Source organism: Thermomonas sp. HDW16, from assembly GCF_011302915.1.
GTDB lineage: Bacteria > Pseudomonadota > Gammaproteobacteria > Xanthomonadales > Xanthomonadaceae > Thermomonas.
In genome coordinates, this window is sequence record NZ_CP049872.1 from 1,407,441 (window position 1) to 1,423,099 (window position 15,659).

At 65.1% G+C, this 15,659-nt stretch carries 14 protein-coding genes; 6 read left to right on the top strand and 8 right to left on the bottom strand.

Annotated elements, in window-relative coordinates:
- Window positions 1-23 precede the first annotated feature (23 nt).
- The 4 genes from G7079_RS06490 to G7079_RS06505 are packed head-to-tail and all read left to right on the top strand — an operon-like array spanning window position 24 to window position 5,151.
- Window positions 24-1,442 (top strand): N-acetylmuramoyl-L-alanine amidase, encoded by a 1,419-nt coding sequence (locus tag G7079_RS06490; protein ID WP_240906272.1) that lies wholly within the window; start codon window positions 24-26, stop codon window positions 1,440-1,442.
- A gap of 31 nt (window positions 1,443-1,473) precedes the next feature.
- Window positions 1,474-3,255, top strand: coding sequence for a DNA mismatch repair endonuclease MutL (gene mutL, locus G7079_RS06495; protein WP_166056531.1), 1,782 nt, complete (start codon window positions 1,474-1,476; stop codon window positions 3,253-3,255).
- Complete coding sequence (locus G7079_RS06500) at window positions 3,252-4,187, top strand: DUF1684 domain-containing protein (RefSeq protein ID WP_166056532.1); 936 nt, start codon at window positions 3,252-3,254, stop codon at window positions 4,185-4,187. The genes mutL and G7079_RS06500 overlap by 4 nt, the downstream gene beginning before the upstream one ends.
- Before the next feature lie 16 nt (window positions 4,188-4,203).
- Complete coding sequence (locus G7079_RS06505; RefSeq protein WP_166056533.1) at window positions 4,204-5,151, top strand: TraB/GumN family protein; 948 nt, start codon at window positions 4,204-4,206, stop codon at window positions 5,149-5,151.
- A 4-nt stretch (window positions 5,152-5,155) separates the two neighbouring features.
- On the opposite strand, the gene rnfB is transcribed toward G7079_RS06505, so the two are convergent.
- The 4 genes from rnfB to G7079_RS06525 all read right to left on the bottom strand — a co-directional run bounded on the left by rnfB (window position 5,156) and on the right by G7079_RS06525 (window position 8,691).
- A complete protein-coding gene (gene rnfB, locus G7079_RS06510; protein ID WP_166056534.1) occupies window positions 5,156-5,590 on the bottom strand; it encodes an Rnf electron transport complex subunit RnfB in 435 nt (144 codons plus the stop codon).
- Window positions 5,587-7,662: a methionine--tRNA ligase gene (gene metG, locus G7079_RS06515; protein ID WP_166056535.1), complete on the bottom strand. Its 2,076-nt coding sequence runs from the start codon at window positions 7,660-7,662 to the stop codon at window positions 5,587-5,589. The genes rnfB and metG overlap by 4 nt, the downstream gene beginning before the upstream one ends.
- Before the next feature lie 90 nt (window positions 7,663-7,752).
- Window positions 7,753-8,178 (bottom strand): DUF2147 domain-containing protein, encoded by a 426-nt coding sequence (locus tag G7079_RS06520; RefSeq protein ID WP_166056536.1) that lies wholly within the window; start codon window positions 8,176-8,178, stop codon window positions 7,753-7,755.
- Window positions 8,179-8,259: 81 nt separating this feature from the next.
- Window positions 8,260-8,691: a DUF2147 domain-containing protein gene (locus G7079_RS06525; RefSeq protein ID WP_166056537.1), complete on the bottom strand. Its 432-nt coding sequence runs from the start codon at window positions 8,689-8,691 to the stop codon at window positions 8,260-8,262.
- A gap of 181 nt (window positions 8,692-8,872) precedes the next feature.
- Between G7079_RS06525 and apbC the strand changes: the two genes are divergently transcribed.
- Both apbC and dcd read left to right on the top strand, forming a co-directional pair.
- Window positions 8,873-9,721 (top strand): iron-sulfur cluster carrier protein ApbC, encoded by an 849-nt coding sequence (apbC, locus tag G7079_RS06530; protein ID WP_166056538.1) that lies wholly within the window; start codon window positions 8,873-8,875, stop codon window positions 9,719-9,721.
- A gap of 45 nt (window positions 9,722-9,766) precedes the next feature.
- Window positions 9,767-10,339, top strand: coding sequence for a dCTP deaminase (dcd, locus tag G7079_RS06535; RefSeq protein WP_166056539.1), 573 nt, complete (start codon window positions 9,767-9,769; stop codon window positions 10,337-10,339).
- Window positions 10,340-10,357: 18 nt separating this feature from the next.
- Here the strand turns inward: dcd and G7079_RS06540 are convergent, their stop codons facing one another.
- From G7079_RS06540 to G7079_RS06555, 4 genes are read right to left on the bottom strand one after another with little or no spacing between them, the layout of a single operon-like run.
- Complete coding sequence (locus G7079_RS06540; RefSeq protein WP_166056540.1) at window positions 10,358-12,229, bottom strand: tetratricopeptide repeat protein; 1,872 nt, start codon at window positions 12,227-12,229, stop codon at window positions 10,358-10,360.
- The gene (locus tag G7079_RS06545) at window positions 12,226-14,109 is read right to left on the bottom strand and encodes a hypothetical protein (protein WP_166056541.1); all 1,884 of its coding nucleotides are present in this window, start codon (window positions 14,107-14,109) and stop codon (window positions 12,226-12,228) included. Before G7079_RS06545 ends, G7079_RS06540 begins: the two co-directional genes overlap by 4 nt.
- The gene (locus tag G7079_RS06550; protein WP_166056542.1) at window positions 14,106-14,876 is read right to left on the bottom strand and encodes a hypothetical protein; all 771 of its coding nucleotides are present in this window, start codon (window positions 14,874-14,876) and stop codon (window positions 14,106-14,108) included. Before G7079_RS06550 ends, G7079_RS06545 begins: the two co-directional genes overlap by 4 nt.
- Window positions 14,873-15,649, bottom strand: a complete 777-nt coding sequence (locus G7079_RS06555) for a hypothetical protein (protein WP_166056543.1) — start codon at window positions 15,647-15,649, stop codon at window positions 14,873-14,875. The genes G7079_RS06550 and G7079_RS06555 overlap by 4 nt, the downstream gene beginning before the upstream one ends.
- Window positions 15,650-15,659: the final 10 nt, after the last annotated feature.

The window sequence follows — 15,659 nt, forward strand, 5'->3', positions numbered from 1 at the left end:
GGATCCGCTTCGAGCAAGTAGTGATGGCCGCCATGTTGCTGGCCGCGCTCTGCTGGAATCTCGCAAATGCCTCTGAAATCAAGCAGTTGCGCGTCGATTCCGGCGCCACCGGAACACGTGCCGAGTTCCTGCTGGATCGCGAAGGCGCCTACAAGCTGATCGACCTACGCAATCCGGATCGCCTGGTGGTCGACTTCCCCGAAAGCCAACTTCGTCGCGGCCTGAGCCTTCCCAAGGCCGCAGGCGTGATCAAGGCCGTACGCTCTGGCCAGCCTGAACCGGGCACCGTCCGCATCGTGTTCGATCTTTCCGGCAGTGTGGCTGTGCTCAAGCCGCGCATCGAGCAATCCGCCGAAGGCCCGCGTCTGGTGCTGGAATGGCCGGGGGATGGGGTGGCCGATGTCGCGCTTGCCTCCAAGCCGGCAGTCGATGTGCCTGCGCCCGTGCGCGACCCGATCGCGGAGATCGCCAGGGCTTCCGCAACCGTGCCTGCGACTGCTGGCACGCCCGACAAGGGCATCGACAAGGCCGCCACGGTCTCTCAGTTGCCGGGCACTGTCGCAACAGGGGTTCCGACCCGCATTGCGACTGGCAAGCCGGAGCCCACTGTCGCGCCACTGCAGGGCGAACAGCCCTCCGTGCCGGTGCCGCGCCGCCCGATGCAGTCCGGCGTGCGTCCGCTGGTGATCGCGATCGATGCCGGCCACGGAGGCCAGGATCCTGGCGCGCATGGTCTGAACGGCACGCGCGAGAAAGACGTGACCCTGTCCATCGCCCGTGAACTGGCGCGGCAGATCAATGCCACGCCGGGCATGAAGGCGTTCCTTACCCGCGACACCGATGTTTTCATCCCGCTGGGCCAGCGCGCGCGCCGCGCCAGCGCCAACAAGGCCGACATCTTCCTGTCGATCCACGCCGATGCCGCGGAAAACCGCAATGCGCGCGGCTCCTCTGTCTACGTGCTGTCTACCCGTGGTGCATCCTCGCAACGCGCGCGCTGGCTGGCAGACAAGGAAAACGCGGCCGACGTGATCGGCGGCGAGCGCGTGCGCACCGCCGACAACACCCTGACCTCGGTGCTGCTCGACCTTACCCAGAGCGGCAACATGAAGGCCTCCGAAGACGCCGCCGGCCACGTGCTGGGCGGCCTGAAACGGGTCGGCAACAACCACAAGCCCGAGATCGAGCGGGCCAACTTCGCGGTGCTGCGCACCTCGGACAAGATGCCGGCGATGCTGGTCGAGACTGCCTTCATCTCCAACCCTGACGAGGAAAAACGGCTGATCGATCGCGACTTCCAGCGCACCCTGGCGACTGCGATCCTCGACGGTATCGACGATTATTTCTCGCGCCAGCCGCCGCCAGGCACGCTGTATGCGGCACGCGCGCAAGCCAGGCAAGATGGTGGCGTGGTCAGCGTCGGTGCCGGCGGAAGCCCGTAAAGCCAACAGGCGCGCACGTTAAACTTGGCGGGTGAGCATCCGCCAACTACCCGATACCCTCATCAACCAGATCGCCGCCGGCGAAGTGGTCGAACGTCCCGCGTCCGTGGTCAAGGAACTGGTCGAGAACGCGCTGGATGCCGGCGCGAAACGCATCGACATCGAACTCGAGGAAGGCGGGGTGCGCCTGATCCGTATTCGCGACGACGGCGGCGGCATCGATGCATCCGAACTTCCGCTCGCGGTGCAGCGCCACGCGACCAGCAAGATCGCCAGCATCGAAGACCTGGAATCCGTCGCCACGCTTGGCTTTCGTGGCGAGGCGTTGCCGTCGGTGGCCTCGGTCAGCCGCTTCCGCCTAAGCTCGCGCCGCAACGGCAGCGAGCATGGCGCGATGCTGCAGGTCGAAGGCGGCAAGCTCGGCGAAGTCGCGCCGCATCCGCATCCTCCCGGCACCACGGTGGAAGTGCGCGACCTGTTCTACAACGTGCCGGCGCGACGCAAGTTCCTGCGCGCGGAACGCACCGAGTTGTCGCATATCGAGGAATGGCTGCGCTCGTTGGCGCTGGCGCGACCCGATGTGGAGCTGCGCGTCTCCCACAACGGCAAGCCGTCGCGCCGCTGGAAAGGCGAGGGCGATCTGCTGAGCGACGTGCGCTTGCATGAAGCCCTCGGCGAGGACTTCGCGCGCAATGCGCTGCACGTGGATCACGAAGGCGCGGGCCTGCGACTGCACGGCTGGATTGCGCAGCCTGCCTACAACCGCGCCAGCGCCGACCAGCAGTACCTCTACGTCAACGGCCGTAGCGTGCGCGACCGCAATGTCTCGCACGCGGTGCGCCAGGCCTTCGCCGACGTGCTGTTCCATGGCCGGCATCCGGCTTACGTGTTGTTCCTGGAACTCGATCCGCGCGGCGTGGATGTCAATGTGCATCCGGCCAAGCACGAGGTGCGCTTCCGCGAATCGCGGCTGGTGCATGACTTCGTCTATCGCAGCCTGCATGCGGCATTGGCGGAAACCCGCGCTGGCAGTGCGTCGATGCCGATGCAGCAATCGCAGGCTTCGGTTGGTTGGTCGATGCCGCCACCGCAGCAATCGGCGATCGGCCTGCGCGTCAGCGATGCGCCATCGGCCTATGCCGCCTTGTATGCGCCGCGCGACACCTCGTCAGCGGAGCGGACGGAATCGTTCGCACCCATGTCGATGCCGGACGATGCGCCCGGCGGCATGCCGCCGCTCGGCTTCGCCATCGCGCAATTGCACGGCATCTACATCCTGGCCGAAAACGCCGATGGCCTGATCGTGGTGGACATGCACGCCGCGCACGAGCGCATCGGCTACGAAAAACTGAAAAACGCCCACGATGGCGCTGGCCTGCGCACGCAACCGCTGCTGGTGCCGGGCAGCATCGCCGTCTCTGAGCGCGAAGCGGAGATCGCCGAACGCGAGGCGGAGACGCTGGCGCAGCTCGGTTTCGAGGTGCAGCGCAGCGGCCCGCAATCGCTGCTGTTGCGCAGCGTGCCCGCGCTGCTGGCGCATGGCGATGTGGAAGCCCTGTTGCGCGACGTGCTGGCCGACTTGCGCGAACACGGCACGACCCGTCGCGTGGCCGAAACCCGCGACGAGTTGCTGGCGACGATGGCCTGCCACGGCGCGGTGCGCGCCAATCGCCGGCTGACCGTGCATGAAATGAACGCGTTGCTGCGCGACATGGAGGCAACCGAGCGTTCCGGACAATGCAATCATGGGCGTCCCACGTGGACGCGGTTCAACCTGGCGGAGATTGATCGATGGTTCCTGCGCGGACGATGAAAACACTCGGCATCGCACTGGCCTGCGTATTGGCGTTCACCGCCTGCGAACGCGGACCGTTGAAACCGACACCGGAACAAACCGCCCAGGCCAACCGCGATGCCGTCGAGTTCGCGCGCGAGCAATACCTGTGGCGCGCCAAGCGCGTGATCGACCTGAACCGGCCGGATGGCTGGACCAGCCTGGTTGGCCTGCATTGGCTCGACCCGGGGCCGCACCGCGTCGGCAGTGGCGCGGACAACGGCATCCGCACCGCCATGGGACCGGAACACCTGGGCGTGTTTACCGTGCGCGGCAAGCAGGTCGGTTTCGTGCCGGATACGGTGGTGACCGTGGACGGCAAGCCGCAGATCGGTGCCACGACCCTGCGCATCGACAGCGATCCGCAAGGCCCCAGCGAACTGGTGTTCGATGGCGGCAAGGGGCTGGCCACGGTGATCGAACGCGGTGGCCGGCTTGCGCTGCGGGTGAAGCACGCGGATGCCGAAACCCGCCTGCATTTCGCCGGCATCGATCATTGGGTCGGCGGCAGGGACTGGCAGATCCCCGCGAAGTTCATCGCGCATCCTCCTGGCAAGACCTTGCCGATCGCCAACATCATCGGCACCACCGACAACATTCCGAATCCGGGCGCAGTGGAATTCGAACGCGGCGGCAAGACGTATCGGCTGGAAGCCCTGGACCAAGGCGAGGGCACGCTGTTCCTGGTGTTCGCCGACCGCACCAGCGGCCATGGCAGCTACGGCGCCGGGCGCTTCCTCGATGCGACGATGCCGGATGCGCAGGGTCGCCTGACGCTCGACTTCAACCAGAGCTACAACCCGCCGTGCGCGTTCACCCCGTTCGCCACTTGTCCGCTGCCGCCACCGGAAAACCGGCTGGACCTGGCGGTGGAGGCGGGCGAAAAGGCGTACGCCAAACCCGCCCATTGACGACAGGATGCCCAACTTGAAACCCCGCCTGACCACCGTTGCCCTGGCCGCCGCGCTGGCCTTGCCGGCCGCGTTCGCCGAACAACCGCAGGCGACTGTCGCCAAGGCCCCGGCGCCGACGCAGCAGGCGTTGTTGTGGAAGGTGTCCGATGCCGACAACAGCATTTACCTGCTGGGCTCGTTCCACCTGCTCAAGCAGGACGACTATCCGCTGCCGAAAGAGATCGATGCGGCGTTCGAGGATGCCGAAGCGCTGCTATTCGAGGTCGATCCGCACGAGATGACCGCGCCGGAAACCATGGCGACCATCCAGAAATACGCGGCCTACGAGCCGGGCCAGAGCCTGAGCACGGTGCTGCCGAAGCCGACGCTGGACAAGCTGGGCAACCTGATCTCGATGACCGGCGGTTCGGTGCAGGCGCTGGAGCAGAGCGAACCGTGGATGGTCAGCCTGAGCCTGGTGCTGGGCATCACCAACGCGATGGGTTTCAAGGCCGAACTCGGCTTGGATCGCCACCTGATGGCACGCGCTGCGGAGGCAGGCAAGCCCGCGGCGGGGCTTGAAACCATCGACGACCAGATGAAGGCGATGGATTCAGTGCCCTATGTCGAACAAACGCAGGGCCTGGACGAATTCCTTGGCGATCCGAAGCATGCGATCCAGCAGATGCAGGACATGCACGGCTGGTGGCGCAGCGGCGATGTGGCCAAGCTGGACGGCGAAATGCGCGCGGAAATGGCGCAGAAAACGCCGGAATCCTACCGGTTGCTGGATGTGGATCGCAACAACGCGTGGCTGCCGAAGATCGAGGCCCGATTGAAGGATTCGAAGTCCGACGACACGCTGGTCGTGGTCGGCACCTTGCACCTGCTGGGCGCGGACGGCCTGGTCGAGAAACTGCGCGCGAAGGGTTACGCCGTCGAGCGCATGTGCGATGGTTGCGAGGCGCCGGCCGCGCAATAAACCCTCAATCGGCCGGTGGCTGCATCACGATGCAATCCACAGGGCAGGGCGGAATGCACAGTTCGCAGCCGGTGCACAGCGGTTCGATCACCACGTGCATCAGCTTGGGCGCGCCGATGATGGCATCGACCGGGCAAGCCTGGATGCATTTTGTACAGCCGATGCAGTCGGCTTCGATGACCGCTGCGACCAGCCTCGGCTTGTGCGTGCCGCGACTGCGGTCGTAGGGTTTCGCTTCGGCACCAAGCAGTTTCGCCAGCGCGCGTGCGCCGGCATCGCCGCCGGGCGGGCAGTGGTCGATGCCGGCATCGCCGCGCGCCATCGCTTCCGCGTACGGACGACAACCGTCGTAACCGCATTGCCCGCACTGGGTTTGCGGCAGCAGGCGGTCGAGGCGTTCGACCAGTTCGATGGAACCAAGCGGCGCGCGCGCGCTCACTTCACCGGCATGCCCGGTTGCGCACCGGCATCGGCATCCAGCAGCGACAGCCCGCCGCCGTCGAAACCGGCCGACAGGATCATCCCTTCGCTGGTGCCGAAGCGCATCTTGCGTGGTGCCAGGTTGGCGATGAACACCACGTTGCGGCCCACCAATTTTTCCGGCTCGCCGTAGCTGGCGCGGATGCCGGAGAAGATCTGGCGGCGGCCCAACTCGCCCGCATCCAGCAGGAAGCGCAGCAGCTTGTCCGAGCCTTCCACGAAGCCGCATTCCAGCACCCTGCCGATGCGCAGGTCGAGCTTGGCGAAATCGTCGATGCCGATGGTGGCCGGTGCGCTCGCGTCCTGCTTCGCGGCGGGCGCGGCTTCGGTTTTCTTCGCAGGCTTGGCCGCCGTCGCCGTCGCCGTCGCCGTCGCAGCGGCGAGCGTGTCCTTGCTGGCCTCGATCATGACGTCGATATGCTTCGGGTCGATGCGGGTGAACAGCGGTGAATACGGCTTGATGCCGCGTGCAAGCAGCGGCGAGGCGAGGTCGTTCCAGCCGGCAACCGGCGCATCGAGGAAAGCTTCGGCTTGCGCTGTGGTGCGCGGCAGCACCGGCTTCAACGCGGCCGCGAGCACGCGGAACAGGTTCAGGCCCTGCGTGCAGACGGCCTGCAGTTCGGCATCGGCGCCATCCTGCTTGGCGAGCACCCACGGTTTGTGTTCGTCGATGTACTTGTTGGCCTCGTCAGCCAGTGCCATGGTTAGGCGCAGTGCGGTGGCGGCTTCGTTGCGTTCGTAGGCGTCGATGATCGACGGCAACGCGGCGGCGAAGCGCTGGTGCTGCGCGGCATCCGGCAACGCCGTCGCCAGTTGGCCGTCGAAGCGCTTCTCGATGAAGCCGGCGCAGCGGCTGGCCAGGTTGATGAACTTGCCGACGATGTCGCTGTTCACCCGCGCGATGAAATCGCTCAGGTTGAGGTCCAGGTCATCGACGCCGCCCGAGGTCTTGCAGGCGAAGTAGTAACGCAGCGCTTCCGGATCCAATCCTGCTTCAAGGTAAGTACGCGCCATCACGAAGGTACCGCGCGACTTGCTCATCTTCGCGCCGTCGACGGTGAGATAACCGTTGACGTGCAGGCGCGTGGGCGCGCGATGGCCGGAACCGTGCAGCACCGCCGGCCAGAACAGACCGTGGAAATTGACGATGTCCTTGCCGATGAAATGGTGCAATTCCGCGTTGCTGTCCGCACGCAGATAGGCGTCGAAATCGATGCCGCGCGCTTCGCACAACGCCTGGAAGCTGGACAGGTAGCCGATCGGCGCGTCCAGCCAGACATAGAAATACTTGCCGGGCGCGCCGGGGATTTCGAAACCGAAGTAGGGCGCATCGCGCGAGATGTCCCAGGCGCGCAGGCCGCCCTCGGCATCCAGCCATTCGCGCAGCTTGGCTTTCACCCCCGGCGCGGCGACGTCGCCGTCCAGCCATTCGCGTAGGAAGGCTTCGAAGCGCCCGACCTCGAAAAAGTAGTGCTCCGAATCGCGCAGCTCCGGGGTGGCGCCAGAGAGCACCGACTTCGGTTCCTTGAGCTCGGTCGGTGCGTAAGTGGCGCCGCAGTTCTCGCAGTTGTCGCCGTACTGGTCGGGCGTGCCGCAGTTCGGGCAGATACCCTTCACGTAGCGGTCGGGCAGGAACATGCCCTTGTCCGGATCGTAGAACTGCTGCACCGAGCGCTGGCCGATGTGGCTGTTCGCCTTCAGTGCGGCGTAGATCGTCTCGGTCAGCGCGCGGTTGCGCGGCGAGTTGGTGGAATCGTAGTGATCGAAGGCGACGCCGAAATCGGCGAAGTCGCGTTCGTGCCCGGCCTGGATGTTGGCGATGAACGCCTCGGGCGTGATCCCGGCCTTTTCCGCCGCCAGCATGATCGGCGTGCCGTGTGTGTCGTCCGCGCACACGTAGTGCACCGTATCACCGGCCATGCGCCGCGCGCGCACCCAGATGTCGGCCTGGACATAGCCCACCAGGTGGCCCAGGTGCAGCGGGCCGTTGGCATAGGGCAGGGCGTTGGTGACGAGTGCGTTGCGGGGCATCGTGGGTAGGCGTGCGGGCGGTCGGCAATTATCGCATGGCAACAAAAAGCCCCGGCAGGCCGGGGCTTCAGGATGCGCATGCCGCGTTGATTACTGTTTGACCCAGACCTGCTGCCGGCAGAAGAACGCGATGCAGCCGGACATGCCGAGCTTCCTGCCGCCGTCCAGCAATTCGAGCTTCGATTTGTAGGTTTTGCCGTTTTCCGGATCCAGCACGGTGCCGCCGCTCCATTTGCCCTTGCCGTCCGGCTTCAGGCCCCAGAGGATGGCCATGCCCTTGATCGGCTTGCCGTGCAGCGCGCCTTTGCATTTGTCGCAGGCGGGATTGGGGCCGTCCTTGGTGTCCAGGATTTCGGCCACGCGCCCGGCGAAGCTGCCGTCGCGGGTCTGGTGGATTTCGACGATGGACTTCGTCTTGCCGGTGGCATCGTCGATGGTCTTCCAGCGGCCGGCCGGCGATTCCTGCGCCTGCGCCAGCAACGGGAGGGACAGCAATGCGATGAGGAGGATGCGCATCGGTTTTCCTGTGTCGAAATCACTCTTCGGAAATGGAAACGGCCCGGAATACGGGCCGTTTCGATGGATGCCGCGGCGCGATCAGTTCGCGCGTACCCAGGTGGCGGTCTTGCAGAAGAAGGCCACGCAGCCCTTCACTTCCAGCTTGTTGCCGCCATCGACCAGTTTCACCGATTTGGCGGTGAACTTGCGGTCATCGGACGGCTTGTAGCCGTTGCCGCCACCCCACGTACCGTCCTTGTTGGCCTTCAGGTTCCACAAGGTGACGATGCCGACGAAGGGCTTGCCCTTGTACTGTCCGCTGCATTCGTTGCAGTTGGGGGGCAGGCCAAGATTCTCGGTGATCTTCGCCGCCAGCGTGCCGTTCTTGGCTTCGTAGATTTCGGTGATGGTCATCGCCTTGCCGCTTTCGTCGTCAAGCGTCTTCCACTTGCCGAGCGGCGAGCCGTGGTTCTGCGCCGTGGCCGAAAACGCGATCGAAGCGAGCAGGCCGGCGAGGATGATCTTGCGCATGTGTGTATCCCCTCCCAGGGACGTAGCGGGGCGCGGCGCGCCCGTTGTGGGATTTATACCCCATTCGTCGCAGTATGGAATCCTGCTGTGCAGCGCGTTCAGCGCACGATGGCAAAAAACTCGGCCGCTGTTCATAAAGGCCTAGAATTAGCTAGTTAGGCCTAAAGTAGACGAATCAAACATGCCCCGTCTCCCCACCCACGCCGTCCAGGGCGAGCTCAAGCCGCTCGCCAACGTCCGCAACATCATCGCCGTGGGTTCCGGCAAGGGTGGGGTGGGCAAGTCCACCACCGCCGTCAATCTGGCGCTGGCCTTGGCCGCGGAGGGTCTGGCGGTGGGTGTGCTGGACGCCGATGTCTACGGCCCCAGCGTGCCGATGATGCTGGGCCTGTCGGGCAAGCCGGACAGCCCGGATGGCAAGACCATCGAGCCGATGCGGGCGCATGGGGTGGAGGCGATGTCGATCGGGCTGCTGGTCGACCAGGACACGCCGATGATCTGGCGCGGGCCGATGGCGACCTCGGCGCTGACCCAGCTGCTGACCGAAACCCGCTGGGGCGACCTGGACGTGTTGGTGGTCGACTTGCCGCCGGGTACCGGCGACATCCAGCTGACCATGGCGCAGAAGATCCCGGTGGCCGGTGCGGTGATCGTCACCACGCCGCAGGACATCGCCACGCTGGACGCGCGCAAGGCGCTGAAGATGTTCGAGAAGCTAAATATTGCCGTACTCGGCTTGGTCGAGAACATGGCCGTGCACGTCTGCACGAATTGCGGCCACGCCGAGCACATCTTCGGCGAGGGCGGGGCGGGGCGCATGTCCGCGCAGTACGGCGTGCCGGTGCTGGGCGCGCTGCCGCTGGAAGTGGGCATCCGCGAACAGGGTGATGCCGGCACGCCGATCGTCGCCGCGCAGCCGGATTCAGCGGTGGCCAAGGCCTATCGCGATGTTGCCCGGGCGATGCTCGGCCAGCTCGAGAAGCGGCCCAAAGTCCGCAGCGGAATCATGGCCAACCTGCTTGGCGGTTAGGCGGGCAGGTAGAATCACCGGCTTCACCTTGAGACCGAAGACGCGATGAGCATCAAGAGCGACCGCTGGATCCGCCGCATGGCGCAGGAACACGGCATGCTGGAGCCGTTCGAGCCCGGCCAGGTCAAGCAAGTCGACGGCCAGCGCATCGTCAGCTATGGCACCTCCAGCTACGGCTACGACGTGCGCTGCTCGCGCGAGTTCAAGGTGTTTACCAACATCAATTCCACCATCGTCGATCCCAAGCACTTCGACCCGAAGAGCTTCGTGGACGTGGTGGCAGACAAATGCATCATCCCGCCGAATTCGTTCGCGCTGGCGCGCACCGTCGAATACTTCCGCATCCCGCGCGACACCCTGGTGGTCTGCCTTGGCAAGAGCACCTACGCGCGCTGCGGGATCATCGTGAATGTCACTCCGTTGGAACCGGAGTGGGAAGGCCACGTGACGCTGGAATTCAGCAACACCACGCCGCTGCCGGCGCGCATCTACGCGAATGAAGGCGTGGCGCAGATGCTGTTCTTCCAGGCCGATGCCGACGATATCTGCGAGACCAGCTACAAGGATCGCGGCGGCAAGTACCAGGGGCAGACCGGGGTCACGCTGCCGAAGACCTGAGGTATTGCTGGACGCCGATTACTGGCAGACGTAGTCGCCAGCGGCGGACTTCGTGCACATATCCGGCGGGCCGTACTTGTCCCAGATTTCCGGGAAATGGAAGGCGCGAAGATAGGCGTCGAACTCGGGCAGGGCGCGGATCGGTGCGCCTTGGCGCGTCCAGATCCAGTTCATCGCGTCGATGCCTTCGCCCATTTGCCGCGTATTCAATATCTCCAGTCCCAATTTCGGCGCATCCAGCCGGAACAGGTACAAGGGCAACGTCGGCATCGCCCGTTTAGATCCAAGCTTGGCGAGCACGCCTTGCAACGTTTGTACGGCTTCCTGCTTGGCAGCGGCATTGCCGAAAATGCCACGATGCACGGCCGCCAGTTCATCGCGCGTCATGTTGAAGTCCAGCCCCATGTTGCCGTCCACCCACATGCGGGCCGAAGCCTCCGCGTCGCCGTGGTGCATGGCGATTTCCGACAGCGCGTTCGCAGTGTTCACCAGGCCAAGATCGTAGGCGCGTTGCAGCATCGGCTCTGCGCGCGTGAAGTCGCCATCCTGCAGGTACAGCATGCCGCGCCAACGCAGGGCATTCGGCATCATCGGATCCAGTGCCAGGGTGTGCTCGATCTGCGCCGTGCCTTGGCGTCGGTAACCGGTGGTCAGCAGGCTCAGTCCGTTCCAGAACACCGCGTTCGGGTCGTTCGGGTTGATCCGCATCGCCTGTTCGTAGGCGTCGCGGCTTTCCAGCTGCGTGTCGCGGAACTTGCTGAGCGAGGCACCGCGCGCTGCCCAGGCTTCTGCCGAATCGGGATCAAGGGCCAGCGCCTGGGCAGCGTGGCGCATGACCTGCTCACTCGCCTGCCTCGGATCGGCATCCGTATAGGAAGGGAGCACGACATACAGGGATGCCAGACGCGCGTAGGCGCGGGCGTAATTGGGATCGAGCTTGACTGCGCGCTGCAGGGCGGCGATGGCATCCAGGAAACGGGTGCGGTCGCGACGGTTGAAGATCGATGACGCTTGCAGGTACAGCTGGTAGGCCTCGGGGTTGCTGGTGCCGGTATCGACCAGTTGTGCTTGCTGGCGGTCGTTGAGCAGCAATTGCAGGCGTCCGGCGATGTTGCGGGCGATGCGTTCCTGCAGGGCAAACACGTCCTTCAAATCGCCGTCGTAGCTGTCGGCCCAGAGTTGGCGGTTGTCGCTGACGCGGGTCAGGCGCGCGCTGATCCGCACTTGCTCGCCCTGTTTGCGTACGGAGCCTTCCAGCACTGTCGCAACGGCGAGTGCCTTGCCGAGTTCCGCCAGCGGCAAGTTGCGCCCCTTGTAGTACGCGGATGATGCGCGCCCGGCCACCTTCAAGCCCTGCACCTGGGCCAACGCATTGAGCAATTCCTCGGCGATGCCGTCGGAGAAGTAGGCCTGATCTTTCGCCGGACTGAGATCGTCGAACGGCAGCACCGCGATGGATTTTTCGCTGACCGCAGTCTTGCTGATGCCGGCCTCGGCCTTGACCGCCTTGGTGGTGTCCGCCACCAGCGCCGCCTCGCGGCGCGGCGCCAACACGAATTTGTCGAAGGCGAAGAAGCCTAGCGCCAGTGCCAGCAACAACAGGAAGACGCGCTCCATTCGTCGCGCAGTCTGCGGGGCGATGGACTGCTCCGGCGGCACGTCGGCATCGCGCTTCAGGCCATCGGGGGTCAGCTCGAATGCCCAGGCGAACGCCACCGCCGGAATGAAGCCGGCTGCCAGCACGCCCACCACCGCCTTCATCGCCCATGCCGGCGCATCGAACACCGGCAGCAGTGTGGCTGCCACTTGCGTCACCAGCCACGCGCCGACCAGATACAAACCCGCCATGCGGATGACGTTGCGACGTTTGAGTTCGGTAAGAAGGGTCATGGTGTTGCGACCGACAGCGACGGATAGCGGATCGCCACCGGCGGCGGCCAGGGCAGGCCGGATTCATCCAGCCGCGCCTTGAAGTTGGGCGTGGCGGACAGGTCGAACGGCGCGCCGCAGCCGCAATAGGTCACCGCGATGGCGAGCAGCAAGCCGCCGGCCGGGCGCGCATCCAGCTGTGCGGCAAGACGATTGGCTTCTTCGCGTTGGCCGAACAGCGCGGCATCGACCAGATCCACGATCTGCCATTGCATCATCTTGATGTCGGTGCGTGTCCCCGGGCGAATCCAGGCGTGCGCCTGCGTGCGATCCATCCCGCGCAGCCGGGCCACCTGCATCGCGATGCCATAGGTGGTGCCTGCGGGATCGGCCAATGCGGCAGGGCGACCTTGCAGGGCGTCCTTGTGCCCAAGCATCGCCTGTGCGAGGTATTCCTGGGGGCTCTGCGGCAGTCCCGGCCTGTAGCCGCGCAACTGCGCATAGATCGACTGGACGCGCCCGGCGTTGCCGGCGGCGCGCGCCACCCACGCCCGCGTGTTCCAGTTGATCGAATTCAACGGATCGCACACGGTGGCGCGTTCGAGCACGGGCTCCAGCGCGTCGGCATAACCGAAGGCGCTGGCGAATACCGGCATCCAGTTCGGTGCGCCGCAGCCGGGCTGCGCCAGCGCATCCGACAGCCGGGTGGCGATGCCGCGCCAATCGTCGCTGAGCATCTGCCGCTCGGCCAGTGCGAACTCGCGTTGCTGCGCATCCGGGCCGGTCTCGGCGGCGCGCGCCAGCGTCTGCAGAACGGCGCGTTGTGCGTCCCGGCGCTCGGCCTGGGTGGTGCGGTCGTCGATCAGCGTGTGTTCGTACAGATCGGCCTTGGCGTAATGCGCCATCGAGTAGTTCGGTTCCAGCGCGATGGCATTGTCGAACTGCGCATTCGCCAGGCGCAGGCCATCGAGCAGGCTGATCTTCTCGTCGCGGTGCGCATCGAGGTACAGCTTCCAGCCTTTCTGGTAGGCGATGAAGGCATCCACATTGCCCACGCCGGCCTTGCGCATCATTGCGCGTTGCTTGTCGTCCAGCAGCACATTGAGCGCGCCGGCCACGTTTTCGGCGATGTCCAGCTGCACCGCCAGCGTGTCCTGCAATGTACGGTCGTAGGTTTCCGACCACAGAAGCTTGCCGTCGCTGGTGCGGATCAGTTGCGCGGTGATGCGCGCGCGCTGGCCTTCGCGGCGCACGCTGCCTTCCAGTACGTTGGCCACGCCGAGTTTTTCGCCGATGTCGTGTGGGCTGTCGTCCTTGCCCTTGAACTGGAAGGAAGAGGTGCGCCCGACCACCTGCATGCCGTCGATGCGCGCCAACGAATTGAGGATTTCCTCGGACAAGCCATCGGCGAAGAATTCGTTGTCGGCCTCGTTCGAGCGGCTGACGAAGGGCAGTACTGCGATGGAATGATCGCTCGCCTTGGCGACGGACTTGGCCGCAGTGCGCGCCGCCTCCTGTGTCTGCACCGAACTCACCAATGCGGCATCGCGGCGCGGCGACAGCACGAATTTGTCGAAGCCGAAATAGCCCAGCGCCAGCACCAGCACCACGATGATCATTCGATCCATCCGCCGCGCGGTCTGCGGGGCGATGGATTGCTCCGGAGAAACGTCTGCATCGCGCTTCAGCCCGCTCGGGGTGAGCTCGAACACCCAGGCGATGATCAGGGCAGGGACGAAGCCGATAGCCAGCACCACGATCACGCTGCGCGCCACCCAGTCCGGTGCACCGAACAGCGGCAGCACGGTGGCGGCAACCTGGGTGATCAGCCACGCGCCGACCAGATACAAGCCGGCCATGCGGATGACGTTGCGGCGGCGCAGTTCGGTGATGAGGTTCATCGTGCAGCCGCAGCCTTTTCACGCGCCAGCATGTTCTGCAGCAGCGGCGTGTAGTTTTCGATCACGCCCAGGGCTACGGTCTGGTTGGCCACCCAGAAGCGCAGTTCACGCAACAAGTTGGGATCCTTCATGTAGCCATCGAGTACGGCCTGCGCCTGCGCTTCGGTGATCGGTGCCTCGCAATCGAACAGGTACTGTTCGCCCGGATTGGGCTGCTGCCAGCACTTCGCCCAGATATGGTCGGCCACTACCGAAGGCGTCAGCCCGCGCACGATCCTGCGGTACTCCGGTTGCAGCATGAACAGGTAGGCGGTGCCGGAACCGTTCTCCAGGTAGTACTGCGACAGCGTATCGCGCAGCCCTTGGTCATGGATCAGGCCAAGCTCGCCGCCACTGCGCATTTCCTGATAGGTCGAGTCCGAGGTCACCCACTGCCACAGCTGGCTGGCCTGGTAGAACGCCAGCACCGTTTTCCAGGCGGAGCCATCGACCAACTCGCCGGTTTCCGCATAGTGCGTGGCGGCCTTGCCGTAGTTGATCACCTGGCCCCAGAACGCCTTGCGGCGCTGGATCGATGTCACGTCGGCTTCCAGGTTGACGCGGATGCGGGCCAGGTAGGCCTGCGCCTTGGCGTCCTCCGCGCGTTGCTCGTTCCAGTTGGCGGCCTGGATGCCGAGGAACACGCCGCAGACCAGCAAAACGAACTCGACCAGGATCGTCGTCCAGTTCTGTTCCTTCAGCGATTGCGGAAAGCGGCGAAAGATCATGGCGGCGTGCCCTCGGTGCGCTTGGCATCCGGTTCAAGCAGGGCTATCACGGCGACGGCTTTCTCTTGTTGCAAGCGGACGTTGAGCACGTGGGCAAACGAAGCACTGGCGAACGTGTTCAGGGCCGTCTCGATGCCCGGATCAGACGCCAATCGCGCAAGGTCCACATCGGCCCATGGTTCCCCGCCATCGCGCAGGATCTTCTGCGGGTCCAACTGCGCTGCATCGGCGCTGCGGTCGAACTGCATGTGCCTCACCAGGGTTGGCCGCTGCGGGTCGACGCGCTGCACCAGCACGTCGTAGGCCTTCAGGGTGAAGCCGGCCTGGGTGTCGTAGTCCGCAAGCGCCTCGCGCAAACGGCTGTCGCGGAGCAGTCCCAGCCGTCCGGCGGAGAGCAATTCGACATAGCTGGCGGCGCGCGGTGCGGGGATCCGACTGCCCATGGTGGCATCCAGGTCCCCCAGCATCTCGACCTTGGCACGCGGCCATGCGCGTCGCTGGCGGAACGCGTCCAGGTCGTTGATCAAGCGGACCGGCGCAGCGGCCGTGTCCTCCCAGCGTGTCAGGTTGATGGACAGGCGCGCATCGATGGCGCTGAAATCGCGTTGCAGCCGCGCAATGTATTCGGCTTCCAGCGCATGTTCGCGTCGCTGCTCGTTCCAGTTGGCGGCCTGGATGCCCAGGAACACGCCGCAGACCAGCAGCACGAACTCGACGACGATGGCCGTCCAGTTTTGCTCCTTCAGGTTCTTGGCAAGGCCGCGCAGGATCATGGCGAATTCC

Excerpts from the sequence above, each read along its gene's own strand:
- G7079_RS06490 (WP_240906272.1), top strand. The coding sequence starts at position 24 with ATGGCCGCCATGTTGCTGGCCGCGCTCTGCTGGAATCTCGCAAATGCC.
- G7079_RS06500 (WP_166056532.1), top strand. The coding sequence starts at position 3,252 with ATGAAAACACTCGGCATCGCACTGGCCTGCGTATTGGCGTTCACCGCC.
- metG (WP_166056535.1), bottom strand. The coding sequence starts at position 7,662 with ATGCCCCGCAACGCACTCGTCACCAACGCCCTGCCCTATGCCAACGGC.
- G7079_RS06520 (WP_166056536.1), bottom strand. The coding sequence starts at position 8,178 with ATGCGCATCCTCCTCATCGCATTGCTGTCCCTCCCGTTGCTGGCGCAG.
- G7079_RS06525 (WP_166056537.1), bottom strand. The coding sequence starts at position 8,691 with ATGCGCAAGATCATCCTCGCCGGCCTGCTCGCTTCGATCGCGTTTTCG.
- apbC (WP_166056538.1), top strand. The coding sequence starts at position 8,873 with ATGCCCCGTCTCCCCACCCACGCCGTCCAGGGCGAGCTCAAGCCGCTC.
- dcd (WP_166056539.1), top strand. The coding sequence starts at position 9,767 with ATGAGCATCAAGAGCGACCGCTGGATCCGCCGCATGGCGCAGGAACAC.
- G7079_RS06540 (WP_166056540.1), bottom strand. The coding sequence starts at position 12,229 with ATGACCCTTCTTACCGAACTCAAACGTCGCAACGTCATCCGCATGGCG.
- G7079_RS06545 (WP_166056541.1), bottom strand. The coding sequence starts at position 14,109 with ATGAACCTCATCACCGAACTGCGCCGCCGCAACGTCATCCGCATGGCC.
- G7079_RS06550 (WP_166056542.1), bottom strand. The coding sequence starts at position 14,876 with ATGATCTTTCGCCGCTTTCCGCAATCGCTGAAGGAACAGAACTGGACG.
- G7079_RS06555 (WP_166056543.1), bottom strand. The coding sequence starts at position 15,649 with ATGATCCTGCGCGGCCTTGCCAAGAACCTGAAGGAGCAAAACTGGACG.